15 protein-coding genes are annotated in these 23,529 nt (G+C 61.2%); 5 read left to right on the forward strand and 10 right to left on the reverse strand.

Annotation, left to right across the window (positions count from 1 at the left end):
- Positions 1–182 precede the first annotated feature (182 nt).
- The 8 genes from L6R21_21185 to L6R21_21220 form a co-directional block, all read right to left on the reverse strand.
- Complete coding sequence (locus L6R21_21185) at positions 183–2,591, reverse strand: carbohydrate binding family 9 domain-containing protein (GenBank protein ID MCK6561722.1); 2,409 nt, start codon at positions 2,589–2,591, stop codon at positions 183–185.
- A gap of 43 nt (positions 2,592–2,634) precedes the next feature.
- Positions 2,635–3,348 (reverse strand): hypothetical protein, encoded by a 714-nt coding sequence (locus tag L6R21_21190; protein ID MCK6561723.1) that lies wholly within the window; start codon positions 3,346–3,348, stop codon positions 2,635–2,637.
- Between the two features lie 37 nt (positions 3,349–3,385).
- Positions 3,386–3,694: a hypothetical protein gene (locus L6R21_21195; GenBank protein MCK6561724.1), complete on the reverse strand. Its 309-nt coding sequence runs from the start codon at positions 3,692–3,694 to the stop codon at positions 3,386–3,388.
- 101 nt (positions 3,695–3,795) lie between these two features.
- On the reverse strand, positions 3,796–4,947 hold the full coding sequence (locus L6R21_21200) for a M4 family metallopeptidase (protein ID MCK6561725.1): 1,152 nt from the start codon (positions 4,945–4,947) through the stop codon (positions 3,796–3,798).
- A gap of 142 nt (positions 4,948–5,089) precedes the next feature.
- Positions 5,090–5,833 carry a nucleoside 2-deoxyribosyltransferase gene (locus tag L6R21_21205; protein MCK6561726.1) on the reverse strand — a complete coding sequence of 248 codons (744 nt, stop codon included), beginning with the start codon at positions 5,831–5,833 and terminating at the stop codon, positions 5,090–5,092.
- A gap of 88 nt (positions 5,834–5,921) precedes the next feature.
- Complete coding sequence (locus L6R21_21210) at positions 5,922–6,809, reverse strand: dihydrodipicolinate synthase family protein (protein MCK6561727.1); 888 nt, start codon at positions 6,807–6,809, stop codon at positions 5,922–5,924.
- Between the two features lie 488 nt (positions 6,810–7,297).
- Positions 7,298–7,525 carry a hypothetical protein gene (locus L6R21_21215; GenBank protein ID MCK6561728.1) on the reverse strand — a complete coding sequence of 76 codons (228 nt, stop codon included), beginning with the start codon at positions 7,523–7,525 and terminating at the stop codon, positions 7,298–7,300.
- A gap of 96 nt (positions 7,526–7,621) precedes the next feature.
- The gene (locus L6R21_21220; GenBank protein MCK6561729.1) at positions 7,622–10,714 is read right to left on the reverse strand and encodes a choice-of-anchor J domain-containing protein; all 3,093 of its coding nucleotides are present in this window, start codon (positions 10,712–10,714) and stop codon (positions 7,622–7,624) included.
- A 784-nt stretch (positions 10,715–11,498) separates the two neighbouring features.
- Here L6R21_21220 and L6R21_21225 point away from each other — a divergent pair.
- Positions 11,499–12,686: an acetyl-CoA C-acetyltransferase gene (locus L6R21_21225; GenBank protein ID MCK6561730.1), complete on the forward strand. Its 1,188-nt coding sequence runs from the start codon at positions 11,499–11,501 to the stop codon at positions 12,684–12,686.
- A 193-nt stretch (positions 12,687–12,879) separates the two neighbouring features.
- Here L6R21_21225 and L6R21_21230 read toward each other — a convergent pair whose 3' ends face one another.
- Both L6R21_21230 and L6R21_21235 read right to left on the reverse strand, forming a co-directional pair.
- Positions 12,880–14,103, reverse strand: a complete 1,224-nt coding sequence (locus L6R21_21230; protein ID MCK6561731.1) for a response regulator — start codon at positions 14,101–14,103, stop codon at positions 12,880–12,882.
- 228 nt (positions 14,104–14,331) lie between these two features.
- Positions 14,332–15,000 (reverse strand): tetratricopeptide repeat protein, encoded by a 669-nt coding sequence (locus L6R21_21235; GenBank protein ID MCK6561732.1) that lies wholly within the window; start codon positions 14,998–15,000, stop codon positions 14,332–14,334.
- 476 nt (positions 15,001–15,476) lie between these two features.
- On the opposite strand from L6R21_21235, the gene L6R21_21240 reads away from it, so the two are divergent.
- From L6R21_21240 to L6R21_21255, 4 genes are all read left to right on the forward strand, one after another.
- Positions 15,477–16,550, forward strand: a complete 1,074-nt coding sequence (locus L6R21_21240) for a tetratricopeptide repeat protein (GenBank protein MCK6561733.1) — start codon at positions 15,477–15,479, stop codon at positions 16,548–16,550.
- Complete coding sequence (locus L6R21_21245) at positions 16,547–19,963, forward strand: FG-GAP-like repeat-containing protein (GenBank protein ID MCK6561734.1); 3,417 nt, start codon at positions 16,547–16,549, stop codon at positions 19,961–19,963. Before L6R21_21240 ends, L6R21_21245 begins: the two co-directional genes overlap by 4 nt.
- A gap of 208 nt (positions 19,964–20,171) precedes the next feature.
- On the forward strand, positions 20,172–21,944 hold the full coding sequence (locus tag L6R21_21250) for a type IX secretion system membrane protein PorP/SprF (protein ID MCK6561735.1): 1,773 nt from the start codon (positions 20,172–20,174) through the stop codon (positions 21,942–21,944).
- Between the two features lie 372 nt (positions 21,945–22,316).
- Positions 22,317–23,504 (forward strand): hypothetical protein, encoded by a 1,188-nt coding sequence (locus L6R21_21255; GenBank protein ID MCK6561736.1) that lies wholly within the window; start codon positions 22,317–22,319, stop codon positions 23,502–23,504.
- Positions 23,505–23,529: the final 25 nt, after the last annotated feature.

The raw sequence follows: 23,529 nt of genomic DNA on the forward strand, positions 1-23,529 counted from the left end.
TCAGACAGCAGCTCGTGATGAGATCGGCAACGCGTCTTTACCAGCTCCGCGCACAAGGAAACTGCTTTCGCATTGGATTATTCAGAAGAGTTTTGTGAAGTACTCGGCGCTGAGCATGAATTTCCACAGCGTCCTTACAGGATAACAGCGATGGTGGAGGCATTTTTCAAAGTAACCGTGCGCTAGGGCTGCAGCCAGTAGCTCACCTTCAACATCAGCACATTTTCGGCGGGCAGGGAAAAGGTAGCGCGCAGATCCCGGCCGACCGGGGTGTAGAAATCATCGAAGGCGCCGCGGCGCGACTGGGTCCACACCAGGTAGAGCGTGCTGCCCGGCCGGTATTCCCAGCGCCACACCAGGTTGAGATGAAACGAGCGGTCGTTGAAATCGTGATTGCCGCGATAGTCTTCGGGCACAAGCGTGGCGGGTGAAACCAGCCGCGCAAAGTTGTCGAAATGGCCCTTGGCCACGAAGGCTTGCGCGTAGAGTTGCAGCGTGAGATCGCGCGTGAACGTCAAATTGCTGCGCAGGGTGAGATCGTATTCGTCCGTGTCGCGCTGGCCGAAAATGGCGTAGGGATTCCGCGCGAACAGGGAATCGGGCACCTCGGGCACCCAGGCAGTGCGATTGCGCGTGTGGCCATAGCCCAGCTCACTGCTGATTTGCGCCCAGGTGGTGGGCCGTACTTCGATTTCCAATTCGGTTCGCCACTGGCGCTGACCGCCGGCATCATACTGATAGTCCTGATTGAGCTCGGCGATGACGGCCCGGCGGGAGTCGGTTTCCACTCCGGCTCGCACTTGCAGGTAATCAGGCTGGCGATACAACCCGCGGCCGCGCGACTCGCGATCGTCGGCGTTGTTATAAGCATAACTGACGCCCAGGTAGGCGTTCCAATAATTCCACCATTGGCCGTTGGCCGTGGCGCCGGCTTCACTGATGAGACGGGCGCCGTCGAAATTCCAGCGTAAATGGCTGGTGCCCGTGATGTTCCACTGCCGCAGCAGCCGGCCGGGCAGGTCTTCTTTGTAAGTGAGATTCACCACGGTGCCGTGATCATTGGGGCGAAAGAAAAAACCAATGTCGTTGATGTTATAGTGCCGGCTGGTGAAATCGTAGCTGGCGGAGTAGAGCCAGTGCGTGCCGCCATCCTTGCCGAAGCGCAATTTGCCGGCCGAGCCGGTGATGCGGCGGGTGTCACCTTGCGTCGTGTGTGAGCCGGCCCAGAAACCGTTGATCACATACCGGCTTTCCTGAAAGCGCAGATTCCAATCCGCGCCGCCGGTGAAAGCGGGATAGCGTTGCGCGCGCGCCACCGCGGTGGCCATCACGCCCACGGTGGAATGGTCGAGCAGATCCTGCTTGAGGCGAATGAGGCTGTAGCTGGCGGCCGGCTCGGTGATCAGCGCCCGTTCTTCGTCGGTCACGGCTTGCAACAAACCGAAGGACAAGCCGCGGTTGTTCTTGCCGGTGATCTTGGCGGCGCCCAGAATGGTGGCCGCCTCGTTGCGGCCGCGCAAGGGCCGGCCGATGCGGCGTGAATAGAACAGGCCCGGCCCGAATTCACCGCCAAAAGTGGTGAAGCGCAGAATCTGCGTGCCTTCGATGAAGAAGGGCCGTTTTTCCGGATAGAAGGTTTCGAACGTGCTCAGATTCAGCACCGCCGGATCCGCCTCCACCTGGCCGAAATCCGGATTGACGGTGAGATCGATGGTGAGATTGCTGGTGAGGCCGTATTTGAGATCGAAGCCGGCCTCGCTGCGGAAATCAGTCGCTTCCGACCCCGGCGGCCGCAAATCGCGATTAGTGAATTGGCCCTTGGCCACCGAATAGGGCAACAACTCCACATGCCGGGGATTCGGCAAGCGGCCCTGCAGGCGCAGATGCCCGAAATGCGAGACGAAACCGTTCTGGCTTTTGCGCACCAGCGCCCAGAAGGACATTTCCTGCTTGCGGCTGATGCGGCGAATGAGATTGAAGCCCCATTCGTTGACGCCGTTGGCCGCGGGCGTGTAGCGCAGCATGTTGAACGGAATCTTCACCTCCGCCGACCAACCGCTCGCAGGCCGGGTGCCGTCCGCAAAGGGCGCCTCGGCGTGCAGAATTTGCGTCTTCACTTCCCACACCGCGTCCCAGGAGTCGTCTTCCTCTTCGCCGTCGTTGTATTGCAGGATGTCGACTTTCACGCCGGAGGCCAGCACGGTGAACTCGTAAGCGGTTTTTTGATCGTGAAAGCTGTCGAGGCGGATGGAGATAAGATCGGATTCGATTTCATTGTCCCGCCGCGTCAGGCGCGCGACGATCTTGTCCGGTTCGGCATCATACATCATGCAGCCGAAATAGAGGGCGTGTTGGTCGTGGAGAATGCGAATCTCGGTGGTTTCGGTTTCGGGCTGGCCTTCGAAAGGCTCGTGTTGCAGAAAGCCGGTGACGGGGGTTGCCGTTTGCCAGACTGCTTCATCGAGGTGGCCGTCGATCTGCGGCGGCGTGGCGGTGGGCGTGGCAATGGCGAGGCGCTCGTTGTCTCCGGCAAAGAGCGCGGCGCAGGTCAACAATGTTACGGCAATCGGCAGTAGAGCAGTTTTTCGCATTCGACCTCACGCAAGTTCACACGGTTGGGAGATGCCCGGCTGGTCATTGCTGTTGGCCGAGCTTTTCCAGGTAGAATCCGGCAACCGCGCGCAGACGATGCACGAACGACTCTTCCTGCACGAGTATGCCGAGAATGCCGCCCTTGAAGCGCGACCATTGCCAGAGACAGAAATCAAAGTCGCCAGGTGCCCGCTGGCGCAGCTCGACCGACACGATAAAATCGCCGATCTCCGCCAACTGTATGCCCCACTTGCTCACGGGTGCGACGTTTTGCGCCAGGAAGCGCACGCGGGTGTGTTCACTGTGCAAAGTCGCGCGGTAGATGATGCGCCCGAGGCGGTTGTCAATTTGATAAAAATAGAATGTGGTGTCAATAGGCAAGCTACGAAAGACGGGAGCGCGCGCGGCCTGGCGCGCCGCCGGATGCGCCAGAACCGCGCTGGCTTTGAACAGCGTGGTGCGTTTTTTCTCGGTGCGGGAATAATATTGCAGGCCGGCCAGCCGCTGCAGCGCCGCCAGACTGTCGGCGATTTGCAGAACGGAGAGGCGGCTTTGCACGCGGCCGCGGGCGCGCAGCAGCAGTTTGAACGGCCGGTGGCGGGGAAATTCCGGCGGCAGCGTGTCCGCGCGCAACTCTTGCAGGTTGTGGAAAACTTCCACGTGCAGCGAATCGCCGGGGTTGCCGGCCGCCGCCACCGCGGGCAGAGCAGAAAAGCAACCGGCGAACAGCAGCAGCAATGCCCACTGCCGCGTCATTGTTCTTCCCTGTGCGGGCATGAGTGCTTGGCCGGCCTCATGCGGGTTTCCGGCGCTGGCCGCGCACCCGCAAACGCAGCAGCAAAGGCTCCAGCGCCGGCGGCAGCGCCGATTCACTGGCCTCCAGCGTGTGCTGGCGTTCGTCGATGGTGACGCTCAACCGGTAATGGAATTGATCTGCAGCGGCCTCGGCATCTTGCAGGTGGCTGGGCAGTTCAAAGAATCCCGCGGCCTCGACCAGTTCCTGCCACTCGGCCGCTTCTTCGGGCGGCAGGGTTTCCGTGTCGACGACCGTCGTCACCCGGCGGCCCATAAAACCACCGGTGCGCTCGAAGTAGATTTGCATTTCGACCTCCGCTGTCAAGTTGCCCCCAATCGCGAAACGGCGGCAGCAGGCCATCACCTGCAGGGTTGAATTGTTTTTCTGGCGCGCGCAGTTGCCGGCGATCAGCGCCGGAGCACTGCGGCGAGCACGCCCACCGGCATCAGCAGGCAGCCCTTGTTGCCGCCGGTGCCGCCGCCCTCTTCGGCAATGGTAATGCCCACCTCCGACCAGCCGGTGCGCACCGCTTTCTGCTCCACACTGCCCTTGCCGAAAATCTCGCCTGCCGCCTGATAAGTGAGATTGGCCGCCTCCTGAAAGTTGGAGCGCGTCGAGAGCTTGTCGCGCAGCGTGACATACCAAATGTGCCCGGCTTTTTCCCAGGCATGGCCGCCCAGCTCGCGCGCGACGACAAAAAACGCGTGATTCGGGATGCCGGAGTTGATGTGCACCCCGCCGTTGTCGTAGTCGACACTTTTGTAGGCGTTCATGTGCGCCGGCTGCGGATCTTCGCCCAGCACCGGATCGTTGTAGGCGGTGCCCGGCGCTTTCATCGAGCGCAGCGCCGTGCCGTTGACATTGGCGGTGAGCAGCCCCTGGCCGATGAGCCAGTCAGCCTCGGCCGCGGTTTGACTGCGCTGGCGCTGCTTCACCAGCGCGCCGAACACGTCCGAGAACGATTCATTGAGCGCGCCGGCCTGTTCCCAATACACCAGTCGCGCTTCATGTTGCGTGACGCCGTGCGTCAGCTCATGAGCGATGATGTCAACCGAAATGGTGAAGCGGTTGAACAGGCGCTCGGCCACCGGCAGGTCTTCATCGCCGTCGCCGTAGACCATTTGCTCGCCGTTCCAGAAGGCGTTGTCATAGCCCCGGTCATAATGCACGGTGGAATCCAGCCGCAGGCCGTTGCCGTCGATGGAATTGCGGCCGTAGATTTCCTTGAACAGTTGGTAGGTCGCGCCCGCGCCTTCATACGCTTCATCCACTGCGGGATCGCCGCTGGCCGCCTGGCCTTCACTGCGCACTTTCTGGCCGGGCAGTGTCTTGCCGTTGCGTGCATCGTAGATGACGCGCTCCAGTTGTTCCGAGCGTGCGAATTTGGCAAGCGCGGCATGCTCGGTCAGCGTTTGGCGCTGGCCGCGAAACTGTTCGGAAACCTCCAGCGTGCGCCTGGCCCATTGCTGCTGGGCCGGTGTGCCGTGCTCCGCGATGCGCTTGAGCATGTGCGGCGGAACGATGCATTGCATCCGGCTGGCGGGTGTGTGCTGAGGCATGGTATGACCTTTTGAGAGTGAGTGAGCTGCCCGGAAGCGCGCCCGCTGGCGAGTAGGGCGCCGTGCTGACACGGCCGGCAGATTCATTCCGGCCGGCCTCAACTTACAACAAAAGCGCAGAAAGTCAATTGGCAATTGCGGGTTATGCCGCGGGCGGATTCCATGCGCCGGCAGCCCGCGCGCGCAGTTTCTTGATTTCTTTCTGCGGCGCGGTGATTTCCGCGCGGCGTTGTGCCAACTCCGCCTTCAGCTTTTCAATTTCATCAGCAGTGGGCGCCGCTTGCAGCAGCCGGTCTTGGCGCTGCCTCTGCTTGCGCATCCGGCGCAAGCTGTCATTGGTGCTGCGCAGCAGTCGGTCTTTCTCCGCCAGCTTGGCTTGCAGCTTCGCCATCGCCGCGTCCTGCCGGCGCAATGACACTTCGCGTTTGCGCAGCGCCGCCCGGATTTCCTGCAATTCTTTTTGCGGCAGGCAAATGGTGGGATGGTGATCCTGTACTGGATTGGCGGGCTGTTGTTGCCAGTCCTCCAGACTGGCAAGCGCGCTGACCAGTTCGGCCGTCAGCTTCGCCAGTCCGTCCGGGCTGGATTCGTACAACAAACAGCGGTATATCTTCACATCGAAGGGAACCTGATCCTTCTGGTTGATGATCATAATCGTCTTGTTGGCAATGGCATGCGCCACGCCCAGCTCGTAGAACACATTCGGCCGCCAATCGGTGAGATCGGCGATGATCACGTCACTCTTGAAAAGGTGTTCGATGATCTGGCGATTGATGTCGTACACGCCCTCCACCTCATCGACGCGCACCGCGGTAAAACCGGTTTGCTGGCAGGCGGGTTTGATCGCTTGCTCGTAAACCGGTCGCAAGCCTTCGTGGAAAGGCATGATCACAAAGCAGAGTTTTTGTCGCTTCGCAGGGGCCATGGTTTTTGGGGTGAATATTGAGGTCAGGCGATCGCCTGGCCGGCCGGCACTACAACAACCCCGCCTGGCGCAAAACTTCGCGGATCTCGCGCCGCGCGGCTTCTTCCAGCGGCAGCAGCGGCAGGCGCGGCGCGCCGCCAAAGCAGCCCAGCTCGTCGAGCGCAGCCTTCAAGCCGGGAACGCCGAGCCGGGTGATGATCAAGCGGCCCACCGGCGCCAGCTTGTTCGCCAAGCCGGCCGCCTCCTGCCAGCGCTGCGCCTGCACCAAATCAACCAATGCCACACACGCCCGCGGCGCGATATTCGACAATGCCAGAATGGCGCCCCGCCAGCCATGCACCAGCGCCGGAAAGAACACGGCATCGGAACCGGGCAGAATCTGAAAATCTCCGGGCGTCTTATCCCGCAGCTCCAGCAGTTGGCTGAGATTGCCGGCGCTATCTTTCATGCCGATGAGGTTGGGATGCTGTGCCAGTTGCGCCACCAGCCCGGCGGCCAGGTTGAGGTTGGTGAATTTCGGCACATTGTAGATCAACACCGGAATCGGCGAGGCTTCGGCAACGGTTTCGAAATGCCGGCGCAGGGCCTCGTTCGACATGCTGTCGCGGTAGTAAGCGGGCGTCAACACCAGCGCGGCCTCGGCGCCCTGGTCGGCGGCCTGCAGCGTGAAAATGCAGGTGGCTTCGGTCGACTCCAGGCCGGTGCCGGCGATCATGGTTTTGTTGGCGGGGATCGCGCGCCGCGCCACGCGCAGCACTTCCAGTTTTTCAGCGCGGCTGAGCAGCGGCGCCTCACCGTTGGAGCCGAGCACGAGATAGCCGGCCAGTCCGGTGTCATGCAGCCGGTTGAGATTTTCCGCCAGGCGATGCGGCGCAAACCGGCCGTTTTCGAACGGCGTCGGAATGGGCGGGAAGATACCGTGCAGATCGAGCGCCATGGGCCTTTCGCTTTCTTGCTTGAGGCTGTTTCGTGTCGGTCTGAAAACGTTTCAACCTCGGCTCAGCCGAGGCTTCCAAAATGCGGGGTGCGGTGAAAACTCCGAGGATTTTGCTGCAGCGGCCAAGCCATTGCAGGAGCCTACTCTCTAAAGTTCGCGATTTCGGACGGACAGGAGTTCTTTGCCCGTTCGGCAGGCATTGTTTGCAGCGCGACTTGGCGCGAGGCAATGCCTGATGCGCATTCGCGCTCATACTTGTTCGAGCCGAAATATAATCGCCTGAGGTTGCAAAGCCAGAATAAATTTTACCGAAAATAAAAAAGGCCCGAGCCTTTCGACCCGGACCTCTTGGCTGTGAGGGGGAGCCACAATTCCAAAGTACAGCGTTATTGACGAAGGCGTCCGACTTGGCGAGAGCCGCAGCGTGTTTTGAGCCTCCTGCTCACAAAGTCCTTTGGAGATGTCCTGAGTTGTCAGAAGCCAGCTCATCACAACGGAGCCGGACGCGCTTGGGTGCCGACTTCCTGTCGGCGACGATTGCTTATCTGCTCTATTTCATTTGCAAGTGCCGTGCCGCGTCCAGGCTTCTGGGGCCGCGGGGCCTGCAGTTTTTGCGTCCACTCAACTAAGCCGTTGTATTCCTGCCAGTTGTCCCGGAAACCGGCAGCGGCGCTGTGCACCGCCTCAACTGCCAAAATTGAAATGTTTCGATACAAAAGTGAACTCGCAATTACATTCTGTTCCACCCGGGCCGTTTTGCGCAACGATTCGTTGCGTCGCCGCCGCGCAACTGCGAACGCTACTGCGCAAAATTATCGCACCACTGCCAGCTTGCGCGTGGCTGCGAAGCCTCCGGCTTCCAAATGATAAAAGTAAATTCCACTGCCCACCAGCCGGCCGTGCCGGTCGAGTCCATCCCAGCGCACGGCGTGATACCCCGCCGGCTGCATGCCCAGCACCAACGCACGAATCTCCTGGCCCAGCGCATTGAGAATGCGCAGCCGCACCACGCCGGCCTCCGGCATCTGGTAGGAAATGATCGTGGCGGGATTGCAGGGATTGGGGTGATTCTGCCTCAAGGCAAAAGTCGCCGGCGGTTTCTCGCCGGTCGCTGCTGCAATGCCGGTCACCACTACGGCCACTTCGTTGGAATGCGGGCTGGAATTACCGCTGCTGTCCGTGGCCGTCACGACATAGAACCAGGCCTGGTTCGGCGCCGCGCTTGCATCCTCGTACCAGGCCGCACGCGTGTTGGCCAGCGCCGGGCTGGAATAGTCACCGCTGGTATGGCTGCGCAGGATCGTGTAGAACGCCGGAATCTCATTGGGTGGCGGATTCCAATGCAGCGTGATGCCGGCCGCGGTGATTTGCGCCTCCAGCTCATGCGGCGCTGCCGGCGGCAGGTTGTCCACCGAAGTTCCGCTCACAATGTTGGAGTTCGCAAACACCTCGGGGTTGGCCGCGTGGCCGGAAACGTAAAACGCAGTGGCGATGCCGTCACCGCGTGTTCGCGCGATGAAATGATAGCTCGAATCTCCGCGCGCGGGCAGCGTGCCCACCGGTTCCCAGGTCAGGCTGGCAGCGGCCCTGCTGCGATGAGACTTGCCGGTTGTATCTTGCGGCAGGCCGCGCCAAATTCTGTAGTATGAGATGGCCGCACCGCTTGCAGCGTCATCAGCCGGTGCCGCTGACCACAGGAGTTGAACCTGCTTGCCCTGGTCTTCGGGAACATCGCTAACGCTGCGCAACTGCGGCGGCTGCAAGCTCCGGCCTGAAAGGGCGATTTGCCACAAGAGCCAAAAACCGTCGCCCCGACTTTCATAGCGGAAGCGAATCGCCACATTCCGCCGGCCGGCCGCCAGCGGCGTGAGATCCAATGCCGCCGGATTCATCGGCGCAATCACGATCGTTGTATCGCTGTACTTGATGCCCGTTTGCGGATCCGTGCCCAAGCGCTGATCGAACACCTCGTTCCAAGTCTGCCCGCTGTCACTGCTGACTCCCACGGCGAGGCGCGAGTAGGTTGCGCCGCCGGCTGCCAAGCCTTTGAAGCTCAGGCGGGCGTTCGCAGCCGCGTTGCTGAAGTCCAGATCGGGAATAATCAGATCTTCCACCTGGTGCCGTCCGGCAGCGTCGGCCAGAATCAGCGCGCCACGGAAGTCATAATGCGGACTGCGACCGGTATGCCAGGTCGCCGCGCCGGCTGCGCCGTGGGATTGCACCTGCAAACCCATGCGTTGCAGAGTTGCCGGAGTGGAATCGAATGGCGCCTCCTCCAGATTTGCCGCAAACACGAGCTGCTCCGGCAGTACCAGCAGTCGCGAATAGGCGCCGGCACGCAGGCGGGCATCGTCATCCTGCAGCACGCTGGTGGTATCGTTGAACGCTGCTTCATCCCCGCCGGCGTGAGTGTAAGCCGTGAGGGTGTAGAGTCCGGGTGCTTCCGGCGTCCAGGTTTGCTGCGCCGGAATGACGGCAGTGCTGTCCGGCAAGAGCAATTGTGCCGATGCGCCGCTGAGCTGAAAAACACCCTTGCCGGTGGAATCGCGCACCGTCGCCTGCCAGGTGAGGTTGGTTTGATATTCGAGTCCGGTGTTCGCCACCTTGAGGCCGAAGCGCAGTGCGCGTCCAACCACGGCTGGAAACGGTGCAACGATCTCCACGGCGGCCACATCGCGATCGGGCTTGGCAATGCCGCTCACCGTGATATCGTCAATTTGAATGCCGCGGCGTGGCAGCGAAGTTTTGGAGGCAACATAGACCAGGCCCAGGCGAATGCTGTCTCCCGGCACCACCGACCCATTCGAGCCTGCGAGCAGATCAATGCCGAGCCAACCGGGAGCGATGATGGCCCAGGCAGGTGCGGGATTGGGAATGCCTTGCAAGACGGCAAGCTGATTCCCCGGCGCAAAGCCGGCGCGCACCATGCGCGTCTCGCCGGTTTCGCCGCCGTTGTCGGAGAAGAGCGTTGTGCTGCCGGCCGTGACTTTGATCTCGTCGAGCGCGAACACGGTGCCCGGCGCGACGATGGAAAAATCGCCGCTGTGGGTGAAACGGATTCTCACTTTGGTGCCGATGAACGCGGCGAGATTCAAGGAATAGGACTTCCAGGCAGCGCCGGCCTCGCCGCCGGTGAAAGCAATCAGCGTTTTGTAGCCGGCAAAATTGTCGCTGGAGACTTCGACGGTGTTGTAATCAAAATTCGCCTCGGTGAAAGACTGATAGAGAAACGACAACCGCACCGGCTCCGCTGCGCGCGTGAGATCAATTTCCGGCGTGATGAGAAACTGCCGGAGGAATTCCGTGTAGTGGCCGGTGTCGGGAACAGTGCAGCGCCAGGCACTGCGGCCGGCGCCGGGATTGCGGCTGTCAAAGGCCCACAGCGTTTCCGCGCGACCGGCGTAAATCCGCAATTGTGCCTCGGGATCGGGTGCGTCCCAATCCAGCGCAAAGCTCAGGTTCACATGACGCAGCCTGCCGCCGGTTTCCGCGAGAATCTCCGGCAGCCGGATAACCGGCGAGAGCAACATGTCGGTTTGAATCGCAGCCGCCTCGGTTTCCCGCCAACTGCGGCTGCCGCTGTTGGCATTGCCGATGATGAGTTGCCAGTCGCTTTTCCCTGCGTTGGCGAAGCCGTCTTCCTGCGGGGTGCTGCCCCAACCGGCGGAGACCTGCCAGGCCATTGCGCCCCCCTCGAAATTATCGTGAAAGATCACTGGCATGGGCGCGCCGGCAGAGGCGCTGCCGGCAGGGCGGTTGAGGCGCTGCCAGTGTTCCAGATCTTTGAGTTTGGTAATTTTTTCTTCTCGTTGCCGGTCGCGTTTCAGATCACCCGCCAGAGTTTCGGCAAGATTTGTGAAGAGGGCGAGCAACAGCACGGGCAGGCAGACGATGAGGCGCGGCATTGCGGAACTCCTGCGGTATGAGCAGCGGACGGGTTGTTTGTCGTGCAGAGCTGGCGTGCAAACAGGCGGCGCGCCGGAGAGCGCGCGTCGCCCGGCGGACCGGGCGTTCAACCGCGCTGGCGCGTGTCCGACCGGGTCAGTTTGCATAAGCATATATCTACCAGCAAAGCGGCCTACTGCAGCAGGCGGCCGCGGTCAGGAGTGACAAATCGCGGCCGTCTGGACGCTTGCGCCGGCGTCCGGCCCCTCGGTGCAATGGTTTCGCTGTGATCGAGTCGGGTCATGAGGCACAATGTTTCGCTTGGCATCAAAGCGCTTTTTTGTTATTTTGCCGGCCATTCGAACTGGGGAAATCGGGCGGAAATTGACGAGAGCTGAGGAGGACGTTCTCCGCGCGGCACTGACTTGACCAGGTCGAGTGAAAAAGCTCACTTCGCAGCGCGAACAAACAGCAACTCAAAGAGAATTGCCAACGGAAAGAAGCAAGCCGAGCGATGGAAAAGGTTTCTATCAGTTGGAAATACTGCTTTGCGGTTGAGGCAACAATTTCCCGTTCAAGGAGCCAACTTCCCACTCCTGTCAAAAGAGGGGAGTCTTAACCATTCTATTGATTCGCTTCTCTCTTCTCTCTCAGAAGCGGCGGCTGGACAAAGCGAGTTGTTGCGCAGCAACAAACCCGATTTGACCTTCTCAAGCGAATCGAGCGGGCCAGGCACTTTCACGCTTCTCGTTTGCCTGCGTCAGGCAGAAGAAATCAGTCTTTCACCATAACTCGAGGCAGAAGATGAGTACTCCGGAAGTGGTTTTTCTCAGCGGTGTGCGCACGCCGTTTGGCGCGTTTGGCGGCGCGCTCAAAGACTTGACCGCCACTCAGTTGGGCGTGATTGCCGCCAAGGCCGCGATTGCCCGTGCCGGCATCAGTGCCGCCGAGGTCGAGCACGTGATCTTCGGCAATGTCATGCAAACCTCACAGGATGCGATTTACCTGGCGCGCCACGTGGGTCTGCAGGCCGGCTGCCGCATCGAAACCCCGGCACTCACAGTGAATCGGCTGTGCGGCTCGGGTTTCGAAGCCATTGTGCAAGGCGCGCGCTTGCTGCAGCTCGGCGAGGCGGAAGTTGTTTTAGTGGGCGGCACCGAAAGCATGAGTCAGGCGCCGCATGTCATTCGCGGCGCGCGTTGGGGCCTGCGATTGAATGCCGGCAAGCTCGAAGATTACTTGTGGGAATCGCTGCTGGACGCACAATGCGGCTTCACCATGGCGCAGACCGCGGAAAATCTCGCGGACAAGCATGGCATCAGCCGGCTGGCTTGCGACGAGTTTGCCCTGCAAAGTCAGCAGCGGGCCGCCGCCGCCTGGGAGCGCGGCCTCTTCCAGGAGGAAGTCGTACCGGCCGAATTGCCCGGCAAGAAAGGCAGCGTCACACACTTTCAGCGCGACGAACATCCCCGCCCCGACACCACCCTCGAAATCTTGTCGAAGCTCGCGCCTTATTTCAAGAAAGACGGCACCATCACCGCGGGCAATGCCAGCGGCATGGTTGACGGTGCGGCGGCCATGGTCATGATGACGGCAACGGCGGCGGCCCAGCGCGGTTTGCAGCCGCTCGGCCGGCTGGTGAGTTGGGGTTTCGCCGGGGTGGAGCCGAGTTTGATGGGTATTGGACCGGTGCCGGCCAGCCGGCAAGCGCTGCAACGTGCCGGCCTCCAATTGAAGGCGATGGATTTGGTGGAAATCAACGAAGCGTTTGCGCCGCAATACCTGGCGGTCGAAAAAGAGTTGGGATTGAATCGCGCGACCACCAATGTCAACGGCGGCGCGATTGCCATTGGCCATCCGCTCGCGGCCAGCGGCACGCGCTTGACGCTGACGATTCTGCACGAGCTGCGCCGGCGCCGGCAGAAATACGGCCTGGCCTCGGCCTGCATCGGCGGCGGGCAGGGCGCGACGGTGATCGTGGAAGTGAAGTAGGCGCCGATCGGAGCGGCAGATCCGCGCTGCGCTTTGGCGATGAGGAAAGTATTGCCGGCGCCCCAACCCGGGAGACGCCGGCATCATCAAACACAGAGTGGCGCACTTAGAAACGCTGTCGACTCAACTGGAATCCCATCGAAGCAATCTGTGTTTTTTCGGTGGGATTTTGCTTTGGTGGGCAAAATGGAGTTCAGAAGCGATGAGAGAGATTTGCTTCTGATTGGGGGACGAGTCTCGCAAAGCGCGGTTCTGCCGACAGCGCGGGCGAATCGATTGGCGCCATGGGCAGCAGCACGTGAAACGCGGAGCCTTGTTGCGGCACGCTGGTGACTTTGATGCCGCCGCCGTGCGCCTCGGCGATCGCGCGCGCCAGCGGCAGCCCAATCCCCAAGCCGCCGCCCAAAAATCCCGTGGCGCTCGAGCTGTGCAGATCGGTGTTTTGCACTTCGTAGAATTTTTCGAAAATCCTGCCTAATTCCTCCGTGGCAATACCCACCCCGCTGTCCTTCACGGTGATCACCCAAAACTCATGGTCGTGCGTCAGCGCAATGTCGATCGTGCCGCCGTCGGGCGTGAACTTAATCGCGTTTTGCACCAGCTCGGCGAGCATGAGTTTGATCTTGAGGCGATCAGCGGCGAGGCTGCAGTTTCTGCCGGCGGCCTGCCAATTCACATTTTGGTTGCGCGCGCGCGCGGCCAGCCGGAATTCTTGCACCACTTGGGTGATGACCGCCGGCAGGTCGACGCGCTCGCGGCGGAGCTGCCAGACTTTGTGCTCGAGGTAAAGAAGATTGGTCATGTCGGTGACGATCTGCTCGACGTCCGCGACCGCGGCGTGCAACACTTGCATGCATTCCGCCCGTTCCGCTTCGCTCAGCTCGTTTTGCCGGGCCTCGCTGAGAATGGCGAGATAGCCCTTGAGATGACTGACCGGCGTGCGCAGCTCGTGGGAGGCGATGGCAATGAATTTGTCTTTCATCACCTGCAGTTCGCGCAGTTTTTCGTTGGCGCGCTTCAGCAGCAAGTTTTCCTGGCTGAGGTGGATTTTCTCGCGGCATTTGGCGACCGCCAGCCGGATTTGATCCGCCTTGAGCGGCTTGAGCAGGAAATCGAACGCGCCCTGCTTGAGCGCGGCCACCGCGACTTCGATGGTGGCGTAACCGGTCATGATAATTACTTCGAGATGGGGAAAATCGCGCTTGACGGCTTTGAGCAACTCCATGCCGTCCATCGCGGGCATCTTGAGATCGGTGAGCACGATTTCCACGCCGGGGTGAGTGCGCAACAATTCCAGCGCGAGCAGGCCGTTTTCGGCGGCCAGCACTTCGCAGTCGCTGCGCTCCAGGGTCAATTGGCAGACGTGCCGCACGACGCGCTCGTCGTCGGCCACCAACAGTTTGGTCCGGTTTGCCATGAGGCCAGGTTTGTTTGATCGATGTGCGCGCCGGGATTTGCGGCAGGCGGCACGATTTCTTTCGCCGGGATGAGCGGCATTTGCAGGATTTGAAATCTTGGCCTTACAAATGCAATGCCATTGCCGAGCAAGGCAGACCGGAGCGGTTTTGTTGCAGCGTTTTAACTTTATCCGCGGGGAGGGAGCGCTTGGCCGCGCCGAAAGCCACAGGCGCGACGGCCCAATCGGTTAAAGGTGCGAGGCTTTGCGTTTCGGCTGGCGGAGCTTGGGAGGCTGTGTGCGGGCGGTGGAGCGCGCCTTGTGACGCTTCGCGTTTTCCTGTTTCTCGAATTCGCGGGCAACTTCGTGGATGAATTGCACGACTTCATCATCCGGTTTGAGCGCCATGGCTTCTTCGCTGCAAATCATCGCGGCGCCGGCATTGCCGCGCATCATGTAGGCGAAGGACAGGTCTGCCAGAAAGCGTTCGTTGGTGGGATCGAGTTTGATCGCCTGCTTCATCAAATCAAAGCCGCGCTCGTGCTCGCCGCGCTCGTCGAGCATTTTGCCCAGGTAGTGAATGGCGGCGGGATGCTCCGGAAAACGCTGATAGAGCTTTTGAATCATCTCCCACGCTTCTTCCTGCCGGCCGGCCAGGCACAGGCAGTTGGCCAGTTGCACGTAATGCTCGACGCCCTCCGGATTCATCTTGACGGCGGCAGCGAGATATTTTTCCGCGGCGGCAATCTCTCCCGCGCCGATGTAAAGGCGGCCGATGTATTCGCACACTATGGCACGCGCCATGGTGGGGATGTTGTCGTCGGCCAGGATGGTTTGATAGATGGCCATCGCCTTCTCAAACTCCCCGTCTTCCCACAGTTGCTCTGCCTCGGCAAAACGCTTGTCATCTTTGCGCATCTTTCTTCCCTAATTTCGAGAACTCGAGTCCCTTTTTGAAGACGGCCTTCGTCCTGAGGGGAGAACCCGCCGTTTTGCAGACGGTTACGAATTGTCCTTTACATGCGCGGGCTGATCTTCGCGTAAGTGAATCATGATTTCAATCCGGAGGAGGGAGTATCTTCGCGCGCGCCGGCACGTCATCGCGACATTTGTCCGGCGGCGCAAGAATAATAAAAAATAACGCGCGAGTCAAGATAATCATTGTTCAAAATGCCTCACAGTCGCCCTGGCGTTCGCCGGCTGTCGAAATGATGTGACTATCGGTATGGTATTTGCCTTTTTTCGCGGCGGTCTCGCACGCATTGGCTGGCAAGACCAGGGCAATTGTTACATCCCGTTCACGAATCTCTCCAAAATCCGCTGAAAACAATTGCCGCGGTTTGGAGCAAACGCGGATTCGTGCTGCTTGGCCTTTTCATCATTGCGATTTGGTAATGACCCAAAACCGTCTCAACATCGAACAGCCTGCCTCACAAGCGATCAAAACCCTGGCAGCGTTGCTGTGTGCGCTCGCCCTCTTCACCACCGCCTGTCAAAATCAATTGCTTAAGCAAGCCGAGTTCTTTGAGCGCAGCGGCCAGCCGGACAAATCGGAAATCGCGCTGTTGCGCCATCTCCAGGACCACCCCAATGATGCCCGGGCACGCTTCTGGCTTGCTGAGCTGCAAGGCAGCCAAAAGAAATTCGCCGACATGGTGACGGCCCTGGCGCACGTGGAAGAGCAGGATCGCCGCTGGCGCGAGGCCGCGCTCAATCTCAAAGAGAAATACTGGCGGGAAAATTACAATGAAGGCGTCCGTTCGCTGGCGCTGACACAGATTCCCGAAGCGGTCGTTGCGTTGCGTCATGCCGTCGCGATTCTGCCCGAGCGCCACGCGGCCTATCCGCTGCTGGGCGCCGCGCTGCTGGCGAATCAGCAACGCAATGAAGCGCGTGCGGCCTTTGAGCAGGCGCGCCGCCTCGACCCTGACGATCTCGATTCCCGGCATGCTTTGTTGCGCCTGCATTTTGACAGCGGACGTTACCCGGAGACCATCGCCCTCAGCGAAGAAATCCTGCGGCGGTTCCGCGATGACTTGTCCGCCTTGCGCGCCGCCGCGCTCGCGCTCGAGCGTATGGCCGGCGCCGCCCACAGCGATTCGCTCAACGCCGCTGCAGAAGCCGCGCTCAAACGGCTGCTGCTGCTCTCCATGAGTGTGGAGGATTTTGCCGCGCTCGGCGGCCACTACTATCGCCGCGGCGATTACCGCAGCGCCGCCCTCCAGTTCGAAGAGGCCGCCCGCCTGGAGCGCGGCAACAAAGACGTGCTGCGTTATCTCGGCGATTGTGCCTGGCAGCTCGGTGATTTTGCGGCCATGGCCAAATGGTACACGCGGCTGCTGCTCAGCCAGCCCGCTGATGTGGAAGCCGTAAAAAATCTCCTGATTGCCGAACAAGCGCTGGGCCGCACCGCTGAAGTCGAACGGCTGAAAGCGCAGCTTCAACAGTTGCAGGGAAGCATCGAATGAGAATGTCCGATTTCCGCCCGAGTTCCATCCGCCGCGCGTTTCGCCAATCGCGTCGGCATTGCCTCCCGCGCGCCGGCGCAGCCCTGCTGGCGGTGTTGCTCTCCGCTACCGCCGCCGCGGCGCAGTTGCGCGTGCTTGCGGTTTCTCCACCGGCAGACGATCTGCATGCGACCCCCAACGCCAGTGTGCGAGTGACTTTTGACCAGGCGCTCGACGAGACCGCACTTCCGCTGCGACCGTTGCGGGTGTGGGGCAGTTATCGCGGGGAGTATGCCGGCGCGCTCAGCTATGATGCTTTCGCCAATCAGTTGTCCTTTACGCCTTTTCAAAGTTTCATCGAAGGCGAAGAAGTGACGGTGGTGCTGCGCCGGCCGCTGCGCAGCCGCTCCGGCAGCACGCTGGCACAGCCGCTGGTGTGGCGGTTTCTCGTGGCCACACCGCTGGGCACGGCGCGCTTCGAACCGGCGGTGATCGACCTCAGCGCTGAACGCAGCCAGGAGCCGACGCAGATACTGCCCGCGGATTTCGACAACGACGGCTTCGTGGATTTGGCCGTGGTGCATCGCGGCTCGCATCAAATCACGCTGCTGCAGAATGTCTTTCAGCAAACCGCAGGCGCGGCGTTGGTGGCGATGAAGCGGACGCTGGCGACGCAATCCACGCCGGCGAGTGCGGCGGCCGCAGATTTCAACAGCGACGGCCGGCTGGATCTTGCCGTCGCGAATTTCAACAGCAACACCGTGCAGGTGTTCATCGGCGACGGCATTTTCGGTTTCAGCGCGCCGCGCGTGTTTGACACCGGCGAGCATCCCAGCGATCTCATTGCCCAGGACTTTGATGGTGATGGCGATCTCGATCTCGCTCTGACCTTGTCGGGCAGCGACCGGCTGGCGCTCATGCGCAACGACAGTCTCGGCTTCTTCAGCGAATCCCAACGACTGGCGGTGGGCGCGGCGCCCAACAAAGTCACCGCCTGGGATTTCGACGGTGACAATGATCTCGATCTCGCCGTGGCCAACAGCGGCAGCCGCGCTCTCACGATTTTTCGCAATGATGCTGCCGGCACTTTTTCCGCTGCCGGCACGGTGGCAGTGGCGCTCACGCCCGTCGATTTGAAAACCGGCGACCTCGCCGGCCGCGGCGCGAATGCCGTGGGCGACGGCCGCCGCGAACTCGTGGTGCTGGGATCGGATCTGCCGTTTCTCGGCAAACCCTCCGGCGCCGCGGCCGCGGGCAGCTCTGAGGTTGCGGTGATTGCATGGAACGCCGGCAACGGCACCTTCACAGCGGTGCAGAGCCTGACACTCAACGGCCGGGCACAATCCTTTGTCCTCTGCGATGTCGATTCTCTCGACGCAAGCACGCCGGCTTCGCCTTACCAGCCCGATCGCGATCTTGACATTCTCTTCACCCGTTTTTGGGAAGATGGCGTGGCGTGGCTGCGCAATGCCGACAATGCGCCGTTGCATCCTGCTGCCGTTGCCGAACTGGATTCCGTGCACAGCGCCAAGGCGATTGCGGCATTCGATGTTGATCGCGACGGCGACAATGACTTCGTGGTTTCCAACTATCTCGACAATCAGCTCGTCATCTATCGCAACGGCGGCCAGCGGGTCACGCCCTGCGGTTTGGTGGATTCCCTGGGCACGCCGGTCACCACCATTGATTTCGGTGCGGTGCCGGTGGGCGGTACCGGGCTGGCAACCTATTTTCTGGCGAATCCGACTTCACTCGATTTCCTGTTCACGGCCACGCTCAGCGACAGCATTCATTTCCGCCTGCTGCCGGTGCGCGGTTCGCTGCCGGCCGGCGAAATCGTACCGATTCGCTTGGAATTCGCGCCCAGCGACACCCTGCCCTACACCGCGATCTTGCTGCTCAAGTTGAATGACTATCTCAACACCTCCGAAAGCTGCGCCATTGTCCTGCAAGGCCGCGGCGTCCGCCCGCTGCTCCATCTGCCGCAAACCGAGATCGACTTCGGGTGCGTGCCGCCGGGCGCCACTTCGATTCGGGAGTTGATTCTCGAAAATCGCGGCAACTACGAGCTGGAAATCCTGGGCGCAGCCACGAGCACGAACAACTTCATCGCCTTGACCAATTTGAACGGCTTGCGCCTCGCGCCCAATGCCGCGGTGAGAGCCTCCTTTGCCTTTCGTCCCGACCGGCTGGGCGCATTCAGCGACAGCCTGCGGATTCGCACTTCCGATCCCAGCCAGCCGTTGCTCAAGGTGTATTTCCGCGGCTGTGGCTCATCGAGCGCGCCGGTGATCACCTCGCCGGATACACTGCGTGCCACCGAGGACGTCGAGGCGATCTACCTTGCCACCGCCAGCGATCCCGATGGGTCGCAACCGGCGTTCCGATTTCTGAACTTGCCACGCTGGCTGGCAGCGATCGGCGATACCGTGCGCGGCACGCCGCGCGAGGGCGACGGCAATACCTCTTTCACCATTATCGCATCCGATGGCTTCTTTGCGGATACGCTGGCCGTCATCGTGCTGGTCACGCCGGTGAATGATGCGCCGGTGTTCGATTCGCTCGGCGCCTTTGTGGTCTTTGAAGAAGAGTTGCTCACCTTCACCGTTGCCGCACGAGATCCCGAAGGTGCAGAAGTGACGCTCGCGGCGACCAGCCTGCCGCCGGGCAGCGCTTTTGCTCCGCAGGGCAATGGCCGCGGCACTTTCACCTGGCGGCCGGCGTTCGGCAGTGCCGGCGCTTACCGCGCGATTTTTGTCGCCACCGAGCAGGCGAATGCCGGGCCGCTGACTGCGAGCCTCACCGTGCCGATCGACGTGATCAAGCGCCTGCCGGATTTGTTCGTGCAGACGCTGACGCGCAATGCCACCACGATCAAACGCAATCAGGCCCTGACGGTCACCGTGGTGTTCGGCGATTCGCTCGCGCCGGTGGCGGAATCGTTTCGCGCCGGTCTGTTTCTCAATAATGCCTTGCTTGCTGACACCACGCTCAACGGTTTGGGCCGTGACCGCCGTGTCAGCTTTGTGCGGGATGTTGTTTTCGCCGAGACTGGCCGCCAAACACTGGAAGCGCGCGTCGATATTGATAATCGCATTCCTGAGATCAACAAGGCGAACAACGTGTTGCGGCTGGAGGTGATGGTGGAGGCCGGTGCGCTGACCGTGGCGCCGAATCCCTTCACGCCCAATGCCGACGGCTACAATGATGAAGTCATCTTCGACTTGCGGGATTTTGCCGGCGAAGAGTTGGAGCTGCGCATCTTCGGCCTGCGCGGCGAGTTGTTGCGTTCCTTCAAAGCGAGCGGCGGCCGGGAATACCGCTGGAACGGCGCCAATGAAAGCGGCGCGCAGCAATACCCCGGCCCGTATCTTTATTTGCTCACGGCTGGCGGCCGGAAGGTTGCGTCGGGCTATGTCGTGCTGGCAAGGTAAGGATCAAGGTTTCAGCTTGTCTGAAATCTGGCAGTGACTGCTCTCTTGAGAAGCATATCCACCGCCACCGTCATCTTGCAGGGATTCTGTGAAGACTCGAGCACAGTGCGAAACATTCCACCTGATTCGCCGGCATGACCTCTCGAGGGATCACTTGTACGAATGCTGGATGACACGGAAAAATCGAGTGAATTCACTAGAACGACAGATGACGCTTGCACGAAAAACCTCCGCCCTCCTGTTGGTGGCGCTGCTCGTGGCCGCCGCGCCGGCGCAGACTCTGCTCGAGCCCCGGCCGCTCGACCTCTGGAGCGGCCATGCCAGTCTGAGCAATCCCGCTGCGATGAGTTACCAGCGCAGCATGCTGCAGGCCGGCATGCGCTTCTATCATCTCGGCTTCATCGAGGGTGCGGCTTCCCGCTTCCGGTTGAACTACATTTCGCTGGTGCTGCCGCGCTGGCTGCCGCAGGAACTGGCCTTTGCCGGACACGCGCAAAACCTGTCGCTGCCGCTTTACAGTCAAACCTATGCCAGTGTGGCGGTGAGCCGTCGGCTGTCGCCGCTGGTGGCGGTGGGTGTGAAAGCAGGTGTGCTCACACGCAGCTATGATCAAAGTGAATTTGTTTTGCTGGATGCCAACGATCCGGTCTTTGCCAACGGCAAGAGTAAAAGCGCGCTCGATGTCGGTGTCGGCGTGACTCTGCGGCCGCTGCCGTTTGTCTCGCTTGCTCTCAGCCGCGATCATCTTAACCAGCCCAACCTGGCGTTGGGTGAGCCCGCGCTGCGCTGGCAGGCCGCGAATCATTTTGCGCTGAATCTGCAACTCGGCAATGTGCAGACTTCGTTGATCAACACGCGTGAACGCGGCGCGGCGCACACCGGCGGCTTCGTGGAATGGAGCCGGCCTGACCTGGGCTTTGCGCGTTTCAGCCGCGATCAGCGCGGCTGGCAGATCGAGGGCCGCGGCCGCATTTACGGCCCGGTGAGCTTGAACTACCTCTTCGATTATCCCAGCAACGAGCTGGCCGGCAACACCACCGGCTCGCATGAGTTTGCTTTTGTGCTGGAATTCGATCGCGTGCTGCGGCTGCCCAGGATCGAGCCGGCGCCGCAGTTCGATTATCCCTTCGAGGCTTCCCCGGACTATTTCCTGACCACGGCGCGCGCGTTGGTCAAGGCCGAAGCCGAGGAGATGCACATTGTGTCGCAGCGCCTGGAGCGCATCATCGCGCCCGATGTGCCGACGCATGCGCTCGCCGCGCTCTCGGTGTATGATCTCGGCAGTCTCGACACCACGCTGCAAGCCCTTCCTGCGGTGACGCCGGTGAGCGTCATTGCCCTCACCGACACCAGTGCGCAGCTAGCCGGCAGCTATTCGACCTTCTACCGGCAGACGCTGGGCCAGCTCTCGCGCAGCTTGATGCAAACCCCGGCCACAGCAGCGACGATTGTGGCCAATCCGCGAGCAATGCCGCGCGCGCTGGCGTTGAAGAACTATCTCGGCAAATCCGCGCTGGGTGAATTGCAGGTTGGCCTGCCGCGCTTCACCAGTGTGCAGGATAGTCTGCGCTTCCATCGCCGCCTCGGACGCAGCGCCATCCTGCCGCAGGAAGAACGCGTTTCACTTTCGCCCTCGGCGGCGGTGTTTCAAATCACCAGCGCGAATTTCTACACGCCGCCGCAGCGCTGGGAGTTGGTGGTCGAAACTGCCGCCGGCGAGCCGGTATGGCGCCTCGCCGGCCACGGCCGTTTACCCAATCAGATTGTGTGGAATTGGCAGGCGAAGAACGGCAAAGTGGTGGCGCCGGGATTTTACTACTACTATCTCACTTGGGAGGGCGCCGAGGGTGCGCTGGGCAAATCGCCGCAGCGCCGGCTCTATGTGCGCAAGCTGCAACGCACGGTGAAGATCGAGGTGAAGCGCAAGCTCGAGGCGGGCGCGGCGCCGGCGGATGCGGTTGAGGTGATTTTGCATCGGTGAATTCAAGCAGCGATTCAAGCAGCGATTCAAATCGCAGCCTGTTAGCACAAGCCGGCAGAAGCCGACTGGCCATGGGCGCGTGGTGAGAGCAGCGATTCAGATCGCAGCCTGTTAGCGCAAGTCGGCTGAAGCCGACTGGCCATGGGCGCGTGGTGAGAGCAGCGATTCAAATCGCAGCCTGTTAGCGCAAGTCGGCTGAAGCCGACTGGACATGGGCGCGTGGTGAGCGAGCAGCGATTCAAATCGCAGCCTGTTAGCACAAGTCGGCTGAAGCCGACTGGACATGGGCGCCTGACGAGTCGCTTTTAAGCGACTTCCGGTAGCAACCTGAGAATTGATTCTCAGGCGACTTCATAATCTCAGGACATGGTCATGCTGGACCCCGGTGTCATTTCGTTTTTCAAATATGGCGCGCCCGAGCTCAAGCAAAACTACCGCAGGTATGTGGCGTGGGGGCTCGCCATCGCCAGTGCCTTGCATCTCACGATGCTGGCCGCACTGCGGGGCTACACTTACTTCTTTCCTGAGGAAGAGCCAGCGCGGGTGGTGCGTATTCAGCTTTATCCCGAGCTGGCGCAGAAGGTGAATTTGCAGAAGGAGACCGTTGCTCTTCCGGCTGAAGCCGGCGCACCGGGCGGTGGCGGATCAAGCTCGCAGCCGGTGGGCGTGGGCCGCGTGCTGGCGGAGCCGGGTGGCGGCACCATGGGCGTGCCCCGGCGCATCGACCTCGCCGCCGAGTTGGGCGATCTCGGCATGGGCCAGCCGAATCTCTCACAACCAAAACTTTCAGGTGCAGGACGAGGGACAGTGACCGGCACGCCGGCCGTGGGCCGCACGGATCTCGCAGCCTCCTGGGATACCGAATTGGGCAGCGGCGGCCTCGATCTCGGCGGAACCGATTTGGAAACCGCGTTGCCTGGCGAGGGCCGCAGTCGAGGTTTCGGCGGCAAGAGTGCCACCGGCGAAGGCATTCGCGTCGGCACGGGCGGCGCCGGCGAGGCCGGATTGGGCCAGGGCCTGGGTGCCGGCGGGGGCGATGCGGGGTTGGGATTGCCGGGCAGCGGTGGCACCGGCCGCGGCGCCAGGAATGGCACCGGCGCCGCCGCAGCCAAAGTGGAATTGAAGAACCTGCAAGACTTTGGCGGCAATTACCGCAGCTTCACGCCCATCTACAAAGCCCTCGCCGAATGGATGCGCAAAAACCCGCGCGACCTGGCGGAAGTCGTTGACCGCTTCATGGGCTATCAACCCGGGAATCTGACGACCTCCGAGACGCTCATGGTGGGTGAGCGGCGTTTCGAGATTTTTCTGCTGTGCGTGGATGCCACTTACGAAGTGCGCGTCTGCCTGGTGGAAGGCAATGAAATCACCTATCTCATCGATCAGGGCTTCAAGAAGCAAAGCAATTTTCTGCGCGTCGGCTCGTTGACGCGCGTGCCCGGACAAAGCGCGATTCATCGCTTTGGCTCGGAACTGCGCGAGGCCTCCGATCAACGCGCCCAACAGTTCTATCAAATCTTCCTGTCCTGGTGGGAGACGGTGAGGCACGAGGTCGAATGAAAAGCATGGCAAAGGATTTGGGAAA

This window comes from bacterium (assembly GCA_023150945.1).
In the GTDB taxonomy this organism is placed as follows: Bacteria; Zhuqueibacterota; Zhuqueibacteria; order Zhuqueibacterales; family Zhuqueibacteraceae; genus Coneutiohabitans.

Excerpts from the sequence above, each read along its gene's own strand:
- L6R21_21185 (MCK6561722.1), bottom strand. The coding sequence starts at position 2,591 with ATGCGAAAAACTGCTCTACTGCCGATTGCCGTAACATTGTTGACCTGC.
- L6R21_21190 (MCK6561723.1), bottom strand. The coding sequence starts at position 3,348 with ATGACGCGGCAGTGGGCATTGCTGCTGCTGTTCGCCGGTTGCTTTTCT.
- L6R21_21195 (MCK6561724.1), bottom strand. The coding sequence starts at position 3,694 with ATGCAAATCTACTTCGAGCGCACCGGTGGTTTTATGGGCCGCCGGGTG.
- L6R21_21200 (MCK6561725.1), bottom strand. The coding sequence starts at position 4,947 with ATGCCTCAGCACACACCCGCCAGCCGGATGCAATGCATCGTTCCGCCG.
- L6R21_21205 (MCK6561726.1), bottom strand. The coding sequence starts at position 5,833 with ATGCCTTTCCACGAAGGCTTGCGACCGGTTTACGAGCAAGCGATCAAA.
- L6R21_21210 (MCK6561727.1), bottom strand. The coding sequence starts at position 6,809 with ATGGCGCTCGATCTGCACGGTATCTTCCCGCCCATTCCGACGCCGTTC.
- L6R21_21220 (MCK6561729.1), bottom strand. The coding sequence starts at position 10,714 with ATGCCGCGCCTCATCGTCTGCCTGCCCGTGCTGTTGCTCGCCCTCTTC.
- L6R21_21225 (MCK6561730.1), top strand. The coding sequence starts at position 11,499 with ATGAGTACTCCGGAAGTGGTTTTTCTCAGCGGTGTGCGCACGCCGTTT.
- L6R21_21230 (MCK6561731.1), bottom strand. The coding sequence starts at position 14,103 with ATGGCAAACCGGACCAAACTGTTGGTGGCCGACGACGAGCGCGTCGTG.
- L6R21_21235 (MCK6561732.1), bottom strand. The coding sequence starts at position 15,000 with ATGCGCAAAGATGACAAGCGTTTTGCCGAGGCAGAGCAACTGTGGGAA.
- L6R21_21240 (MCK6561733.1), top strand. The coding sequence starts at position 15,477 with ATGACCCAAAACCGTCTCAACATCGAACAGCCTGCCTCACAAGCGATC.
- L6R21_21245 (MCK6561734.1), top strand. The coding sequence starts at position 16,547 with ATGAGAATGTCCGATTTCCGCCCGAGTTCCATCCGCCGCGCGTTTCGC.
- L6R21_21250 (MCK6561735.1), top strand. The coding sequence starts at position 20,172 with ATGACGCTTGCACGAAAAACCTCCGCCCTCCTGTTGGTGGCGCTGCTC.
- L6R21_21255 (MCK6561736.1), top strand. The coding sequence starts at position 22,317 with ATGCTGGACCCCGGTGTCATTTCGTTTTTCAAATATGGCGCGCCCGAG.